Genomic DNA, 15,668 nt, shown 5'->3' with positions numbered 1-15,668 from the left:
ATGATCGGAGCGCCGCCGCAGGCGGTCAATCGCGCCGGCCGGATGGGCGGCTGCCTTCGCGGCTGGCGTTCAGATTTGACGAAGGCCGCGCCGCCCGCAGCGCCGCGCGCCGTTTCAGGCTGGCCGGCGACCAGACCTGGTCGATGTCGTAGAACTCCTGCACGGCGGGAATGCCCGGTGGCAGTGTCACCCAGGGCTGTCTGGTCGAGGTGTAGATGTGGATGTCCGGCGGCAATCGCCACGGTTCCTTCAGCGTGCCCACGCGCACGAACGCGACCGCCTTGCCGCCGCCGGGGTAGTGGCTCCATAGCGCCACGTGGCATTGCGCGCAGCGTGCGATCTGCTGACCCTTGCCGCTCTCCGACGGCGTGTCCACCATGATCGGCTCGCCTTGCAGCAGCTGCAGCCGGTCGGTCTCGATCATCGCGTTCACGGCGAATGCGCTGCCGGTCTCGCGCTGGCACCAGCTGCAGTGGCAGCAGTGCACGATCATCGGCGCGCTGGTCAGTCGATAGCGGATCGCGCCGCAGGTGCAGGCGCCTTCGAGGGTTTCGGTGGTCATGCTGCTGATCCCGTGCGTCACGACGGAGAGGCCGCATCGTCACACCGCATCGTTCGGGCTTCAAGCACAATAGATGGCTCCCGCAGGTCCGGAATGCTCATGATCTTCCGCTGGTTCGAATCCCTCATCGACGCGTTCAAGGAACCGGTCGACGGCATGCCTCCGGCGTCGGTGTGGCGCTTCTACGCGTTCTACCTGCGCCAGGTGTGGCCGGTGTTCGCCGTGGCGATCGCGGTGGGTTTCGTGGTGGCGATCGTCGAAGTGTCGCTGTTCGGCTTCATCGGCAGCATTGTCGACATGGCCAAGGGCGCGCCGGCGGCGGATTTCTTCCAGCGGCACGGCAACGAGTTGTTGTGGATGGGTTTCGTGGCGCTGATCCTGCGGCCGCTGTTCATCGGCCTGCACGACCTGCTGGTGAACCAGGCGATCGTGCCCAGCCTGACCAACCGCATCCGCTGGCAGAACCACCGCTACGTGATCCGCCAGAGCCTGGGCTTTTTCCAGAACGACTACGCCGGGCGCATCGCCAACTGCATCATGCAGACCGGCGGCGCGCTGCGCGAGTCGGCGGTGCAGATCGTCGATGCGATCTGGTACGTCACCATCTACACCGGCAGCGCGATCGTGCTGTTCGCGCAGGCGGATGCTTGGCTGGCGGCGCCGCTGATCGCGTGGGTGTTCGCCTATGTCGGCTTGCTGGCGTTCTTCATTCCGCGCATCAAACAGCGTTCGTGGCTGGCCTCGGAGGCGCGCTCGAAGCTGATGGGGCGCATCGTCGACGGCTACAGCAACGTGTTGACGCTGAAGCTGTTCGCGCATACGCGCCGCGAGGAAGCCTACGTCGCCGACGCGATGGCCGAGCAGACCGACAAGCTGCGCCGGATGACCCGCGTCACCACTGCGTTGGACGCCAGCATCACCACACTCAACGGCTTCCTGATCGTGGGCACCTCGGCGCTGGCGCTGTGGCTGTGGAGCGAGGGCCGGGTGACGGTGGGCGCGATCGCGCTGTCGACCGGACTGGTGATCCGCATCAACAACATGTCCGGCTGGATCATGTGGGTGGTCAACGGCATCTTCGAAAACGTCGGCACGGTGCAGGACGGCATCACCACGATCTCGCGGCCGCGCGCGGTGCAGGACCGCGAGGGCGCGATGCCGCTGGAGGTCACCAACGGCGGCGTGCATTTCGAGCACATCCACTTCCACTACGGCAAGCAGGGCGGGGTGATCGCCGGGCTCGACCTCACCGTGCGCGCGGGCGAGAAGATCGGCCTGGTCGGCCCGTCCGGCGCCGGCAAGTCCACCCTGGTCAACGTGCTGCTGCGGCTGTACGACCTCGAGGCCGGACGCATCCTGATCGATGGCCAGGACATCGCCCACGTCACCCAGGAAAGCCTGCGTTCGCAGATTGGCGTCGTCACCCAGGACACCTCGCTGCTGCATCGTTCGATCCGCGACAACCTGCTGTACGGCCGCCCCGATGCCAGCGAGGCGCAGGTGATCGAGGCCGTGCGCAAGGCGCGCGCCGACGAATTCATCCCGAACCTCAGCGACGGCGAAGGCCGTCGCGGCTACGACGCGCTGGTCGGCGAGCGCGGCGTGAAACTCTCGGGCGGCCAGCGCCAGCGCATCGCGATTGCCCGCGTGCTGCTGAAGGACGCGCCGATCCTGGTGCTGGACGAAGCGACTTCGGCACTCGACTCCGAAGCGGAAGCGGCGATCCAGGACAGCCTGGACATCCTGATGCAGGGCAAGACGGTGATCGCGATCGCGCATCGCCTGTCCACCATCGCGCGGATGGACCGGCTGGTGGTGCTGGACAAGGGGCAGATCGTCGAGACCGGCACGCATGCGCAGCTGATCGCGCATGCGGGTCTGTACGCGCGGCTGTGGAAGCGGCAGACCGGCGGCTTCGTGGCGGCGGAGGATGCGCCGGCTTAGTCAGTGGTTGGCAGGCGTGAGTCGCAGGCTCAACACGTTCCGCTGCTGCAGCAGGCGGGTTTGCTCGTCGTCGCGGCACTTTCCAGCACCTCGGCCGCGGCCGCCAGCGCATGTGCCGCGGCGGCGCCCTTGCGCTCGCTGTAGCGGTCGACCAGGTAGTCGCTGCGCCCGCGCACCATCAGGGTGAACTTGAACAGCTCCTCCATCACGTCCACCACGCGGTCGTAGAACGGCGACGGCTTCATCCGGCCGTCGTCGTCGAACTCCTGCCAGGCCTTGGCCACCGAAGACTGGTTCGGGATGGTCACCATGCGCATCCAGCGGCCCAGCACCCGCAGCGCGTTCACCACGTTGAACGACTGCGACCCGCCGCTGACCTGCATCACGGCGAGCGTGCGTCCCTGCGTGGGCCGCACGCTGCCGTCTTCCAGCGGCAACCAGTCGATCTGGTTCTTGAACACGCCGGTCACCGCACCGTGCCGCTCGGGGCTGACCCAGACCTGGCCTTCGGACCACAGCGACAGCGCGCGCAGTTCCTGCACCTTGGGATGGCTGGCCGGCACGCTGTCCAGGAGCGGCAGTTCGTGCGGGTCGAACACCCGCGTCTCGGCGCCGAACTGGCGCAGGATGCGCTCGGCTTCCAGCGCCAGCTTGCGGCTGAACGATGGTGCGCGCAGCGAGCCGTACAGGATCAGGATGCGCGGCGGATGGTCGGCGTCGGCCGGTAAGGCCAGTTTGGCCAGGCTGGGGGTGTCCAACATATCGGCGGCTATATGAGGCAGGTCCTGGATCGGCACGGGCACGTTTCCGGTTGCTTTGGTTTAATGATTCTATCATTATGGAAATATAGAAACCAATCCGGAATCGCCGCCATGCATCCGTGTCGCGTCCTGTTCATCTGCACCGGCAACTCGGCTCGCAGCATTTTGTCCGAGGCCACCCTCAACCATCTGGGCAAGGGACGCTTCGAGGCGTTCAGCGCCGGCAGCCAGCCGACCGGGCGCGTCAATCCGTACGCGATCGAGGAGCTCAAGGCCCTGAGCATCGCCACCGAGGGGCTCAGCAGCAAGTCGTGGGACCGTTTCACCGAAGCGGGCGCGCCGCCGCTGGATATCGTGATCACGGTTTGCGACAACGCCGCGAACGAGACCTGCCCGGTGCTGTTCGGCGACTTCGTGAAAAGTCACTGGGGCCTGCCGGATCCGGCCGCCGCCCAGGATGCGGGCGCCGCGGTCGCGGCGTTTCGGCGCGCCCACACGCTGATCCTGTACCGGATCGCAGCGCTGCTGAAGCTGCCGGTGGAAACGATGGGGCGCGACGAGCTGAAGCAGGCGCTCGATCACATCGGCAGCATCACCGACGAAGAAGCGGACGCATGAACCAGGCATCGGCAGAACTGACCGCTTGTCCGGTGCCTTCGGAGGGCGCCCGCATCGGCTTCTTCGAGCGCTGGCTCACCCTCTGGGTACTCTTGTGCATCGTGGCCGGCACGCTGCTGGGCCACCTGCTTCCCGGCAGTTTCGAGGCGCTGGGTGGCATGCAGGTGGCCCAGGTGAACCTGCCGGTCGCCGTGCTGATCTGGCTGATGATCATCCCGATGCTGCTGAAGATCGACTTCGGCGCGCTCGGCGGCGTGCGCCACCAGTGGAAGGGCATCGGCGTCACGCTGTTCATCAACTGGGCGGTGAAGCCCTTTTCGATGGCGCTGCTGGGATGGATTTTCATCCGCCATGTCTTCGCCGGCCAGCTGCCGGCCGCACAGCTCGACTCCTACATCGCCGGCCTGATCCTGCTGGCTGCCGCGCCGTGCACGGCGATGGTGTTCGTGTGGAGCAACCTGTGCAACGGCGAGCCGGCATTCACGCTGAGCCAGGTCGCCTTGAACGACGCCATCATGGTGGTGGCGTTCGCGCCGATCGTGGCGCTGCTGCTGGGCATCTCCTCGATCACGGTGCCGTGGAACACGCTGCTGCTGTCGGTGCTGCTGTACATCGTGGTGCCGGTGGTGCTCAGCGTGTTGCTGCGGCGCCGGGTGCTTGCGCATGGTGGCGAGGCGCGGTTGCAAAGGCTGCTGCAGCGGCTGGGGCCGGCGTCCCTGTTCGCGCTGCTGGCCACCCTCGTGCTGCTGTTCGGTTTCCAGGGCCGGCAGATCATCGCGCAGCCGGCGATCATCGCGCTGCTGGCGGTGCCGATCCTGATCCAGGTGTATTTCAACGCCGGCCTGGCGTACTGGCTCAATCGCCGCTTCGGCGTGCCGCACTGCGTGGCCGGTCCCTCGGCGCTGATCGGCGCCAGCAATTTCTTCGAGCTGGCCGTGGCCACCGCGGTGGGCTTGTTCGGCGTGCATTCCGGTGCGGCGCTGGCGACCGTGGTGGGCGTGCTGATCGAGGTGCCGGTGATGCTTTCGGTGGTGCGCATCGTCAACCGCAGCAAACGCTGGTATGAATCAGCATAGACAGCCGGAGCGAGCCATGCAGAACAAGCAAGCCATCACGATTCTCGCCGCGCTCGCCCAGGAGTCGCGGCTGGCGGTCTATCGGTTGCTGATCGAGCATGCGCCGGAAGGACTGGCGGCCAGCGCGATCGCGGAGAAGCTGGGCCTGCCCAACGCCACGCTGTCCTTCCACTTGAAGGAACTGTCGCATGCGGGCCTGGTGAGCAGCCGGCAGAGCGGGCGCTTCATCTACTACGCGCCGGTGATCGAGGCGATGAACGATTTGATCGGCTACCTGACCGATCACTGCTGCAGTCAGTCTGATGGCACGTGCTCGACGGCTACTGCCAAGTGCGCCCCAGGCAAGCGGCCGGCCGCGACCACCAGGCGCCGGCCGACGTCCGCTTGAGTCGCCGCCGACGCGGCGGGCCGCACTTTCGGCACCGTCGATGTTGGCGACGATGCGACAGGCACTTGGGCACTTGACCTTGGACCTTGATCAAAGGTCTAGACTACGCGGCATGAACACGCAAACCTCCTCCCTGACCATCGGTGCCGTCGCCAAGCGCGTCGGCGTGGCGATCGACACGATCCGTTATTACGAGCGCGAGGGCCTGTTGCCCGAGCCGCAGCGGCGCGCTTCGGGCTATCGCAGCTACGGCGACAGCACGGTGGCGCAGCTGCGTTTCATCCGGCGAGCCAAGGATCTCGGCTTCACGCTGGAGGAGATCCGCGAGTTGCTGGCGTTGTCGGCGGATCGCCAGCGCGGAGTGAAGGCGGTAAAGCAGCGCGCGGAGAAACGGCTGGCGGCGATCGAGCAGCGCATCGCTGAACTGCAGCGCGTGCGCGACGGGTTGGCGCAATTGGTGGCGTCGTGTCCGGGACATGGCAAGCCGGAGGAATGTCCGATCCTGCGTGCGCTCAGCGACGAGCAGGTGTCGGCATGAACGCTCATGCGTGCTGCCACGGCGACGACAACACGCCCGTGAAGGCAACCGATCCGGTCTGCGGCATGTCGGTGGATCCGGCTACCTCGAAACATCGGTCCACGCATGACGGGCAGACGTTCCATTTCTGCTGCGGCGGTTGCAAAGCGAAGTTCGACGCCGCGCCGGCGACGTACCCGATTGCTGGCGAAACCAAGGGTGAGTCGGCGGGCTGCTGCGCAGCGAAGCCTGTGCCGATGGCGATGCACGATCATGCGCATGTCCATCACGACCACGCGCACACCGTGAAGGATCCGGTGTGCGGCATGGCGGTGGATCCGCAGACCGCGAAGCATCGCGCCGAGCATGACGGCCACGCGTATCACTTCTGCTCCGCGCGCTGCCGCGAGAAATTTGTGGCCGATCCGCCGGCTTGGCTGGAGGATCGCCCGGCACCGCCAGCGGCGCCGCCCGGCACGATCTACACCTGCCCGATGCACCCCGAGATCCGGCAGGTCGGCCCTGGCCATTGCCCGATCTGCGGCATGGCGCTGGAACCGGTGATGCCGACGCTGGACGCGGACGACGGCGGCGAGCTGTCTTCGATGACACGGCGTTTCTGGACGCTGCTGGTGCTGACCGTGCCGGTGTTCGCGCTGGCGATGGGGCCGCATCTGTTCGGCTGGCATCTGCCCTTGCCGTGGGGTGGCGTGGCCGGTTGGGTCGAGGCGCTGCTGGCGAGCGTCGTGGTGCTGTGGGGCGGGGCACCGTTCTTCGCGCGCGGCTGGCGTTCGCTAAAACCGTGGTTGCCGAACATGTACACGCTGATCGCGCTGGGCACCGGCGTGGCATGGCTGTACAGCGCGGTGGCGTTCCTGCTGCCGGGGATCTTCCCGGACGGTTTCCGCGACATGCACGGCCGCGTCGCGGTGTATTTCGAATCGGCGGCGGTGATCGTTACCCTGGTCACGCTGGGCGATTTCCTGGAGCTGCGTGCGCGCCGGCGCACCGGCGCGGCGCTGAAGGCGCTGCTCGGGCTGGCGCCGAAGACCGCGCGGCGGATCGCCGCCGACGGCAGCGAGAGCGACGTGGCGTTGGACGCCGTGCATGCCGGCGACGTGCTGCGCGTGCGCCCCGGCGAGAAGGTGCCGGTCGACGGCGTGGTGCTGGAAGGCGAAAGTCACGTCGACGAGTCGATGCTCACCGGCGAGCCGATGCCGGTGGCCAAGGCATCGGGCGACCTGGTGACCGGCGCCACGGTGAACCAGGATGGTGCGCTGACCATGCGCGCGCAGAAGGTCGGCGGCGAGACGATGCTGGCGCAGATCGTGGCGCTGGTGGCGCAGGCGCAGCGCAGCCGGGCGCCGCTGCAGCGCGTGGCCGATCGGGTCGCGGCGTGGTTCGTGCCTGCGGTGGTGGTGGTCGCGCTGCTGGCGTTCGCGGCGTGGGCGCTGCTGGGGCCGGAGCCACGGTTCACGCATGCGCTGATCGCCGCGGTGTCGGTGCTGATCATCGCCTGTCCGTGCGCCTTGGGCCTGGCCACGCCGATCTCGATCATGGTGGCCAGCGGCCGCGGCGCGCAGCACGGCGTGCTGTTCAAGGATGCCAGTGCGATCGAAGGCATGCGCGACATCGACACTCTGGTGGTCGACAAGACCGGCACGCTGACCATGGGCAAGCCGGCGTTGACCGAGCTGATGATCATGGACGGCCAGCCGCACGAACGGCTGCTGGCGCTGGCTGCCGCGCTGGAACGGCCGAGCGAGCATCCACTGGCGCGGGCGATCGTGACGGCGGCGGATGCCGAAGGCGTGCCGACGCTGGCAGCGACGGATTTTCGTTCGCTCACCGGCCGCGGCGTCAGCGCGAAGGTGGACGGCAGCGCGGCGGCACTGGGTAACGCGAAGCTGATGGCCGAGTCGCACATCGCGATCGGCGACGACGCCAACGCCCGTGCCGAGCAGTTGCGCGGGCAGGGCGCCACGGTGATGTTCCTGGCCGTCGACGGCGCGCTCGCTGCCTTGCTGGCGGTGGCCGATCGGATCAAGCCGGACACGCACGCCGCGATCGCGGCGCTGCATGCGGCCGGCCTGCGCATCGTGATGCTCACCGGCGACAACGCCACCACCGCGCAGACGGTGGCGCGCACGCTGGGCATCGACGAGGTGCACGCCGACGTGTCGCCGGCCGACAAGGCCGTGGTGGTGAACCGGCTCAAGGCTGAAGGCCGCCGCGTGGCGATGGCCGGCGACGGCGTCAACGATGCGCCCGCACTGGCTGCCGCCGACATCGGCATCGCGATGGGCAGCGGCACCGACGTGGCGATGGAGAGTGCGCAGGTGACCCTGGTGAAGGGCGAGCTGGGCGCCATCGTGCGGGCGCGCAAGCTGTCGCAGGCGACCGTGCGCAACATTCATCAGAACCTGTTTTTCGCCTTCGTCTACAACGCGGTGGGCGTGCCGCTGGCGGCGGGCGTGCTGTATCCGTGGTTCGGCATCACGCTGTCGCCGATGATCGCCGCGCTAGCGATGAGCCTGAGCTCGGTGTCGGTGGTGAGCAACGCATTGCGGCTGCGCAAGGCGACGTTGTGACGCCGTGTCCGCGATGAGCATGGTGTGCGCTGCGGCAGCATGCATTCGTTCGTTTGAGGCGATGCTTTAAGCTTGGTGCTTCCCAATTTGCACGAAGTCACCGCATGAGCCGCACTCTCGCCGAATGGCTGGCGTACCAGGAACGCGTCAACGTCCACACCATCGAGTTGGGACTCGATCGGGTGCGCGAGGTGTGGCAGCGGATGGGTGCGCCGGCGCCGGCGAAGCAGGTGATCACGGTCGGCGGCACCAACGGCAAGGGTTCCACCGTTGCCTTGCTGGAGGCGATGCTCACCGCCGCCGGCCTGCGCGTGGGCGCGTTCACCTCGCCGCACCTGCTGGAATACAACGAGCGCGTGCGCATCGATGGCGCGAATGCCGATGACGCCGCGCTGATCGCCTCGTTCGAGCGGATCGAGGCGGCGCGGGAGGGCGCTCTGGGTAATTCCGTTCCGCTGACCTATTTCGAATTCGGCGCGCTGGCGGCCATCGACCTGTTCGCCCGTGCCGGCGTCGACGTGGCATTGCTGGAAGTGGGGCTGGGCGGGCGGCTCGATGCGGTCAACATCATCGACGCCGACGTGGCGATCATCGTCACGGTGGACCTGGACCACATGGACTGGCTCGGCCCGGACCGCGACAGCATCGGTCGCGAGAAGGCCGGCATCGCGCGGTTCGGGCGGCCGGCGATCGTGGGCGAGCTGGACCCGCCGACCGGCCTGCTCGATGCGTTGGCTGCCTGCGGCGCGCGGGTCGAGCGGGCCGGCGTCGATTTCGGCGTCGAGCGGCATGAAGATGGCTGGCGCTGGCGTCACCGCGACGGCAGCGCGATGGAACTACCCGATCCCGCGCTGGCGGCGCCGGTGCAGTACGCGAACGCGGCGGCGGCAATTGCCGCGCTGCACGCGCTCGACCTGGGCACGCTCACGCCCAGCGCCTTCTTCGCGGCGGTCAGCGCCGGCCTGCATGAGGTGCGTGTACCGGCGCGGCTGCAGTCGATCGGCGGCGAACCGCCGGTGATCGTGGACGTGGGCCACAACCCGCAGGCCGCCCGCGTGCTGGCCGAGTGGCTGGATGCGCAGCCGCCGGCGCGGGTGCACGCGGTGTACGGCGCGCTGGCGGACAAGGACGTGGCCGGGGTGATCGGAGCGCTCGGCACGCGCATCGACCACTGGCACCTGGCCGGGCTGGATCGAGCCACGCCGCGCGGCATGGCGGTGGCGGCGCTGGCCGCGATCCTGCAGCAGACCTTGCCGCAGGCTTCGTTCGACATGCATGCCGACGTGGCTGCCGCGCTGGCGGCAGCGCGCGCGACAGCGCAGCCTGGCGAACGCATCCTGGCGTTCGGCTCGTTTTTCGTGGCCAGCGCGGTGCTCGCTGAACGCATCGGCTGAGGGCGACTCATGGCGCCCGGCGCAGGCAGGTATAATCGCGCCGTTGTGCACCGCGTTTGCCGCCCTGGAGCGAAAACTTGAAAACACGCCTGCTGGGAGCCGCCGTCCTGATCGCGTTGGCGGTTCTGTTCGTGCCGATGTTCTTTTCCAGTACGCCACCGGCTCCGGGTGGCGACCAGGCGGTCAGCCTGGCGATTCCGCCGGCGCCGGATCGCGACCTGCAGACCCGCACCATGAGCCTGACCCCGGATGCCGCCGCCAGCGGGTCGAGTGCCGCCACGGCATCGGCGCAGTCGGTGACGCCGGCATCCGGTGATCGTTTGGCCACGGTGGACATCGGTTCCAACCGCCCGCGCGACGTTGAGACCGACCCTGAAGCCGGCAAGCCGCCGCAGCCGACCACGGTGACCACCGGTTCGGGCGCGTCGTCGAGCCAGCCGGTGATCCCGCAGCAGACCACGGCAAACACCAGCGCACCACCGGCGACCAAGCCGCCGCCGACGGTCGCCACGCCGCCCCGGCCGACTCCGGTCGCGGCGCCTGCCCCTGCAGCGGTGGCGCCCGTCGCGGGACGCGGCAGCTACACGCTCAACCTCAGCGCCTACGCCAGTGCGGCCGGCGCCGCCAACCTGGAGCGCCGCGTGCGCGAGCTGGGCTATCCGGTCAGCGGTCATGCCATCACCCAGGCCGGCAAGTCGCGCACCCTGGTCATCGCCGGGCCGTTCGAAACGCGCGCCGCGGCCGAGGCCGCGCGGCTGAAGATCACCCAGTCGATCCCCGGCGTGCCGGCCCGGCTCGAACAGGACGCCAGCCGCGAAAGCAGCGCAGCGGCGACACAGCCGCCTGCGGCCACGACCATCGCCAAGGCGGGCGGCTGGGCCGTGCAGCTGGCGGCGATGAGCAACCAGGCGGATGCGAATGCGCTGCGCGACAAGCTGCGCGCGAACGGTTTCGACGGCTTCGTCGATTCGGTGCAGTCCAGCGGCAAGCGGTTGTGGCGCGTGCGCGCCGGCCCGCAGACCCAGCGCAGCGACGCGCAGCGCGTGCACGACCAGATCAAGGCGAAGCTGGGCATCGACGGCAACGTCGTGTCGGTACCCTGAGCGTGCCGGTACCGGCACACGGACCAGGCGGATGAACGGATGAACTGGACCGACTACATCATCATCGGCGTGCTGGCCCTGTCGGTATTCGTGGGGTTGTGGCGCGGCCTGATCTCCGAAGTGATGGCGCTGGCGATCTGGATCGCCGCGTTCTGGGTGGCGTGGACGTTCGGCCCGATGGTGGCGGAGCATTTCAGGCAGGTGATCGAGCTGCCGTCGGCGCGGATCATCGTGGGCTACGGGCTGTGCTTCGTCGTGGTGCTGATCCTCGGCGCCTTGCTGCGCTTCGTGATCGGCAAGCTGATCGAGAGCACCGGGCTGTCCGGCACCGACCGGCTGCTGGGCATGCTGTTCGGCTTCGCGCGCGGCGTGCTGCTGGTGACCCTGCTGGTGTTCCTGATCGGTTTCACCGCGTTCACGCGCGATCCGTGGTGGCAGCGGTCGGTGCTGTTGCCGCGCTTCCAGCACGTGGCGGCCTGGCTGAGCCAGCAGGTGCCGCCCAGCGTTCGCGAGTACCTCCATCCGCCGGCGGTGCTCGGCCGCCTGCACGGCTTGCCGGCTGCGTTGCCGACCCCCATATCGCGCACGACGCCCGCGCCCGCGGCGAGTGCGATGCGCCCGGCGGTGGCGGCCAGCACGGCCGGCCCGTCCCAAAATTTCTGAACATATCCTCTGAAGCAGGCAACAAACCATGTGCGGAATCATCGGCATTGTCGGTACCACCGAAGTGGCATCGGCGCTCTATGACGGCTTGACGGTGCTGCAGCACCGTGGCCAGGACGCGGCCGGCATCGCCACGGTGGACGGCTCGCGGCTGCGTCTGCACAAGGGCAACGGACTGGTACGCGACGTGTTCGGGCAAGCCGCGATGAGCGGCCTGCGCGGGCGCATCGGCATCGGCCATTGCCGCTATCCCACCGCCGGCTCGGAAGGCTCGGCCGAGGCCCAGCCGTTCTACGTCAACTCGCCGTACGGCATCGCGTTCGCGCACAACGGCAACCTGGTCAACACCGACACGCTGCGCCGCGAGATGTTCCAGGACGACCGCCGCCACATCAACACCGAGTCCGATTCCGAGGTACTGCTGAACGTGCTGGCGCACGAGCTGCAGATCCAGGACCGGATGGCGCTGACCCCGGACCACATCTTCAAGGCGGTGGCCGGCGTGCATGCGCGCGCCCGCGGCGGCTACGCCTGCATCGCCTTGCTGCTGGGCTACGGCCTGATCGCGTTCCGCGATCCGAACGGCATCCGCCCGCTGGTGCTGGGCGAGCGGATCACCGCGGAAGGTCACGAGTACGCGGTGGCGTCCGAGTCGGTCGCGCTGGATATCCTGGGTTTCAAGCGCATCCGCGACGTGGCGCCGGGCGAGGCGGTGATCATCACCGACGCCGGCCAGCTGTACACCCGCCGCTGCGCCGAGGGCGCGCCGCACACGCCGTGCATCTTCGAATACGTCTACCTGGCGCGGCCGGATTCGATGATCGAGGACGTGTCGGTGTACAAGGCGCGCCTGCGCATGGGCGAGAAACTGGCCGAGAAAATCCTGCGCGAGCGACCCGACCACGGCATCGACGCGGTGATCCCGATTCCCGACACCGCGCGCACCGCCGCCAGCGCGTTGGCCGGCGCGCTCGGCGTGCCGTTCCGCGAAGGCTTCGTCAAGAATCGCTACATCGGCCGCACCTTCATCATGCCGGGGCAGGGCGAGCGGGTGAAATCGGTGCGCCGCAAGCTCAACGCGATCGGCCTGGAGTTCCGCAAGAAGAACGTGCTGCTGGTGGACGACTCGATCGTGCGCGGCACCACCTCGAAGCAGATCATCCAGATGGCCCGCGACGCCGGCGCGAAGAACGTCTATTTCGCCTCCGCCGCGCCGCCGGTGCGCTACCCGAACGTGTACGGCATCGACATGCCGTCGGCCTCGGAGCTGGTCGCCGCGGGGCGCACCGAAAAGGAGATCGAGAAGACGCTCGGCGCCGACTGGCTGATCTACCAGGACCTGAAGGACCTGATCTGGGCGGTGCAGGACGGCAACGAGGAATTGAAGCAGTTCGACACCTCGTGCTTCTCCGGCGAATACGTCACCGGCCTCGACCAGAGCTATCTGGAGCAGATCGAGATGCTGCGCTCGGACGACGCCAAGGCCGCGCGGCGAGTGGTTTGAACGCAGGGACGAGCCTGCAGCTCGCCCCCGTCTTGTCGAAATGAACGATCTCCACGCCGCCGCCAAACGCTGCCTGGACGCCACCGAGCCGGCCGAAAAACTGCGCCTCACCCACGAGACGTGGCAGGCTTTCCTGGCCGGCGATTTGCGCGCCGACCCGGCGTCGCCGCCCGAACCGATCGGCCCGCCCGGCCGTCCCGCGAAACCGCAGCTGGTCAACGCCCGCCAGCTGCCGCAGCGCGGACTGGGCAGCGACGAAGGCCGTGCCGCCCTGGTGCACGCCGTGGCGCATATCGAATTCAACGCGATCAACCTGGCCTGGGACGCGGTCTATCGCTACCGCGGCAAACCCGCGGCGTACTACCGCGACTGGGCCAGCTGCGCCCACGACGAGGCGCGCCACTTCGCACTGCTGTCCGACCGGCTGGCCGAGCTGGGCCACGCCTACGGCGATTTCGACGCGCATAACGGCTTGTGGGAGATGGCCGAGAAGACCGCCGGCCGCGACACCGCGCGAATGGCGCTGGTGCCGCGCGTGCTGGAGGCGCGCGGGCTGGACGTCACCCCTGGCATGATCGAGCGACTGCGTGGGCTCGGCGACGAACGCACGGTGGCGATCCTGGAAGTGATCCTGCGCGAGGAAGTGGCCCACGTCGCCGCCGGCACCCGCTGGTACCGTCACTGCTGCGAGCGCGACGGCATCGACCCGATCGAGACGTTCTTCGCCCTGTTGCGCGACTACATGGGGGTGAGCCTGCGCGGCCCGTTCAACCGCCCGGCGCGGCTGGAGGCCGGCTTCGTCGAGGAAGAGCTCGACCGGCTGGCCGCACTGGCCCTGGCTGGCTGACGAAGCCGCACCGGGCGCACAAAAAAGCCGGCGCAAGGCCGGCTTCTTCATCGAATTTGGTCGGGGTGACAGGATTCGAACCTGCGACTTCTACGTCCCGAACGTAGCGCTCTACCAGGCTGAGCTACACCCCGTGGGAAGCCGCGTATCTTAATCGTCGATCGGGGGCTTGGCAACAGGTTCGATGCATCCGCTGGACGATCCGCTGGGGAAGGGCGGCGGCGTTCTGTTAATCTTGACGGCTGCCGTCGTGCGGCCTGCCGCGCGACGGAATGTCTCCCATCGTCAGTAGAGGATTCCATGGCGCTTACCCCGGCCCGCACCATGCCCGGCGTGCTCGAGCTGCTGCCGCTCGACCAGATCGCGTTCCAGCGCATGCTCGACGTGATCCGCCGCAACTACGAGCGCTTCGGCTTCCTGGCGGTGGAGACGCCGGTGATCGAATACTCCGACGTGCTGCTGACCAAGACCGGCGGCGAGACCGAGCGTCAGGTGTACTTCGTGCAGTCCACCGGCGCGCTGGAGCAGGGCGAGAAACCGGACCTGGCGTTGCGCTTCGACCTCACCGTGCCGCTGGCGCGCTACGTGGCCGAGCACGAGCGCGACCTCAGCTTCCCGTTCCGCCGCTACCAGATGCAGAAGGTGTACCGCGGCGAACGCGCGCAGCGCGGGCGTTTCCGCGAGTTCTACCAGTGCGACATCGACGTGATCGGCAAGGACACGCTGTCGGTGCGCTACGACGCCGAGATCCCGGCGGTGATCTACAGCGTGTTCCGCGAACTGGACATCGGCCCGTTCACCATCCAGCTCAACAACCGCAAGCTGATGCGCGGCTACTTCGAGAGCCTGGGCATCGTCGATGGCGAGCAGCAGATGCTGGTGCTGCGCGAGGTGGACAAGCTGGACAAGCGCGGTGCCGACGCCGTGCGCGCTACGCTGACCGGCGAGGCATTCGGACTCGCCGTCGACGTGGTGCAAAAAATCCTCGCCTTCGTGCAGGTGCGTTCGACTTCATTGCAGGACGCGCTGGACAAACTCGATGCGCTGGGCGCCGGCCCGGAAGCGATGGAGCAGGGTCGCAGCGAATTGAAGGAAGTACTGGGCCTGATCCACGCATTCGGCGTGCCGCAGACGCACTACGCGCTGAACCTGTCGATCGCCCGCGGCCTCGACTACTACACCGGCACGGTCTACGAGACCACGTTGAACGACCACCCGCAGATCGGCTCGATCTGCTCCGGCGGCCGCTACGAGAACCTGGCCGGCCAATACACCAAGTCGCACTTGCCCGGCGTCGGCATCTCGATCGGCTTGACCCGGCTGTACTGGCAACTGCGCGACGCCGGCCTGATCGATATGGCAAAGAGCACCGTCGACGTGCTGGTGACCCAGATGGACGAGGCGCAGCTACCCGCCTACCTGGCGCTGGCCAGCGAACTGCGCGGCGCCGGCATCGCCACCGAGGTGGTGCTGGAAGGCGGCAAGCTGGGTAAGCAGTTCAAGTACGCCGACCGCGCTGGCATCCGCTTCGTGGTGGTGCTGGGCGAGGAAGAAATCGCCAAGGGCGTGGTCACGGTAAAGGACCTGCGCCGCGAGGACCAGTTCGAAGTGGCGCGCAGCGAACTGGTCAAGACGCTGCGGGTGGAGCTGGAGCAAGCGGCGGCGATGGGCTGAGCAATAGCGAGCAGCTCTCACAGCCG

Annotated in this window: 14 protein-coding genes and 1 tRNA gene; 12 read left to right on the top strand and 3 right to left on the bottom strand. The window is 68.0% G+C overall.

Features of this window, described 5'->3' with window-relative positions; all coding sequences use genetic code 11:
• Positions 1-25: 25 nt before the first annotated feature.
• The gene (locus tag ASG75_RS04560; RefSeq protein WP_056387032.1) at positions 26-562 is read right to left on the bottom strand and encodes a GFA family protein; all 537 of its coding nucleotides are present in this window, start codon (positions 560-562) and stop codon (positions 26-28) included.
• 102 nt (positions 563-664) lie between these two features.
• Here ASG75_RS04560 and ASG75_RS04555 point away from each other — a divergent pair, with 102 nt between their 5' ends.
• Positions 665-2,506, top strand: coding sequence for an ABC transporter ATP-binding protein (locus ASG75_RS04555; RefSeq protein ID WP_056387030.1), 1,842 nt, complete (start codon positions 665-667; stop codon positions 2,504-2,506).
• Positions 2,507-2,535: 29 nt separating this feature from the next.
• Here the strand turns inward: ASG75_RS04555 and arsH are convergent, their stop codons facing one another.
• Entirely contained in the window at positions 2,536-3,267 is a 732-nt protein-coding gene (gene arsH, locus ASG75_RS04550; protein ID WP_235580143.1) for an arsenical resistance protein ArsH, read from the bottom strand.
• Positions 3,268-3,378: 111 nt separating this feature from the next.
• Here arsH and ASG75_RS04545 point away from each other — a divergent pair, with 111 nt between their 5' ends.
• From ASG75_RS04545 to ASG75_RS04500, 10 genes are all read left to right on the top strand, one after another.
• On the top strand, positions 3,379-3,885 hold the full coding sequence (locus ASG75_RS04545; RefSeq protein WP_056386112.1) for an arsenate reductase ArsC: 507 nt from the start codon (positions 3,379-3,381) through the stop codon (positions 3,883-3,885).
• Entirely contained in the window at positions 3,882-4,961 is a 1,080-nt protein-coding gene (gene arsB, locus ASG75_RS04540; protein ID WP_056386111.1) for an ACR3 family arsenite efflux transporter, read from the top strand. Before ASG75_RS04545 ends, arsB begins: the two co-directional genes overlap by 4 nt.
• 16 nt (positions 4,962-4,977) lie before the next feature.
• Positions 4,978-5,349, top strand: coding sequence for a metalloregulator ArsR/SmtB family transcription factor (locus tag ASG75_RS04535; RefSeq protein WP_056386110.1), 372 nt, complete (start codon positions 4,978-4,980; stop codon positions 5,347-5,349).
• Positions 5,350-5,461: 112 nt separating this feature from the next.
• Complete coding sequence (locus tag ASG75_RS04530; protein WP_056386108.1) at positions 5,462-5,887, top strand: heavy metal-responsive transcriptional regulator; 426 nt, start codon at positions 5,462-5,464, stop codon at positions 5,885-5,887.
• Positions 5,884-8,457: a heavy metal translocating P-type ATPase gene (locus ASG75_RS04525; protein WP_056386106.1), complete on the top strand. Its 2,574-nt coding sequence runs from the start codon at positions 5,884-5,886 to the stop codon at positions 8,455-8,457. Before ASG75_RS04530 ends, ASG75_RS04525 begins: the two co-directional genes overlap by 4 nt.
• A gap of 104 nt (positions 8,458-8,561) precedes the next feature.
• Positions 8,562-9,851 (top strand): bifunctional tetrahydrofolate synthase/dihydrofolate synthase, encoded by a 1,290-nt coding sequence (gene folC / locus ASG75_RS04520; protein WP_056386104.1) that lies wholly within the window; start codon positions 8,562-8,564, stop codon positions 9,849-9,851.
• Positions 9,852-9,928: 77 nt separating this feature from the next.
• The gene (locus ASG75_RS04515; RefSeq protein WP_056387027.1) at positions 9,929-10,954 is read left to right on the top strand and encodes an SPOR domain-containing protein; all 1,026 of its coding nucleotides are present in this window, start codon (positions 9,929-9,931) and stop codon (positions 10,952-10,954) included.
• Between the two features lie 39 nt (positions 10,955-10,993).
• Complete coding sequence (locus ASG75_RS04510; RefSeq protein ID WP_056386103.1) at positions 10,994-11,617, top strand: CvpA family protein; 624 nt, start codon at positions 10,994-10,996, stop codon at positions 11,615-11,617.
• A 28-nt stretch (positions 11,618-11,645) separates the two neighbouring features.
• Positions 11,646-13,121, top strand: coding sequence for an amidophosphoribosyltransferase (gene purF / locus ASG75_RS04505; protein ID WP_056386101.1), 1,476 nt, complete (start codon positions 11,646-11,648; stop codon positions 13,119-13,121).
• A 40-nt stretch (positions 13,122-13,161) separates the two neighbouring features.
• Positions 13,162-13,968 (top strand): ferritin-like domain-containing protein, encoded by an 807-nt coding sequence (locus ASG75_RS04500; protein WP_056386099.1) that lies wholly within the window; start codon positions 13,162-13,164, stop codon positions 13,966-13,968.
• A gap of 57 nt (positions 13,969-14,025) precedes the next feature.
• Here the strand turns inward: ASG75_RS04500 and ASG75_RS04495 are convergent.
• Positions 14,026-14,102, bottom strand: a tRNA-Pro gene (locus ASG75_RS04495).
• Between the two features lie 166 nt (positions 14,103-14,268).
• On the opposite strand from ASG75_RS04495, the gene hisS reads away from it, so the two are divergent.
• Positions 14,269-15,642, top strand: coding sequence for a histidine--tRNA ligase (gene hisS, locus ASG75_RS04490; protein WP_056386097.1), 1,374 nt, complete (start codon positions 14,269-14,271; stop codon positions 15,640-15,642).
• The last annotated feature ends 26 nt before the right edge of the window (positions 15,643-15,668 follow it).

The sequence above is a fragment of the Rhodanobacter sp. Soil772 genome, from assembly GCF_001428385.1.
Classification (GTDB): Bacteria; Pseudomonadota; Gammaproteobacteria; order Xanthomonadales; family Rhodanobacteraceae; genus Rhodanobacter.
Note: the sequence above shows the minus strand (reverse complement) of the source record. Positions and strands in the feature narration are given on the sequence as shown.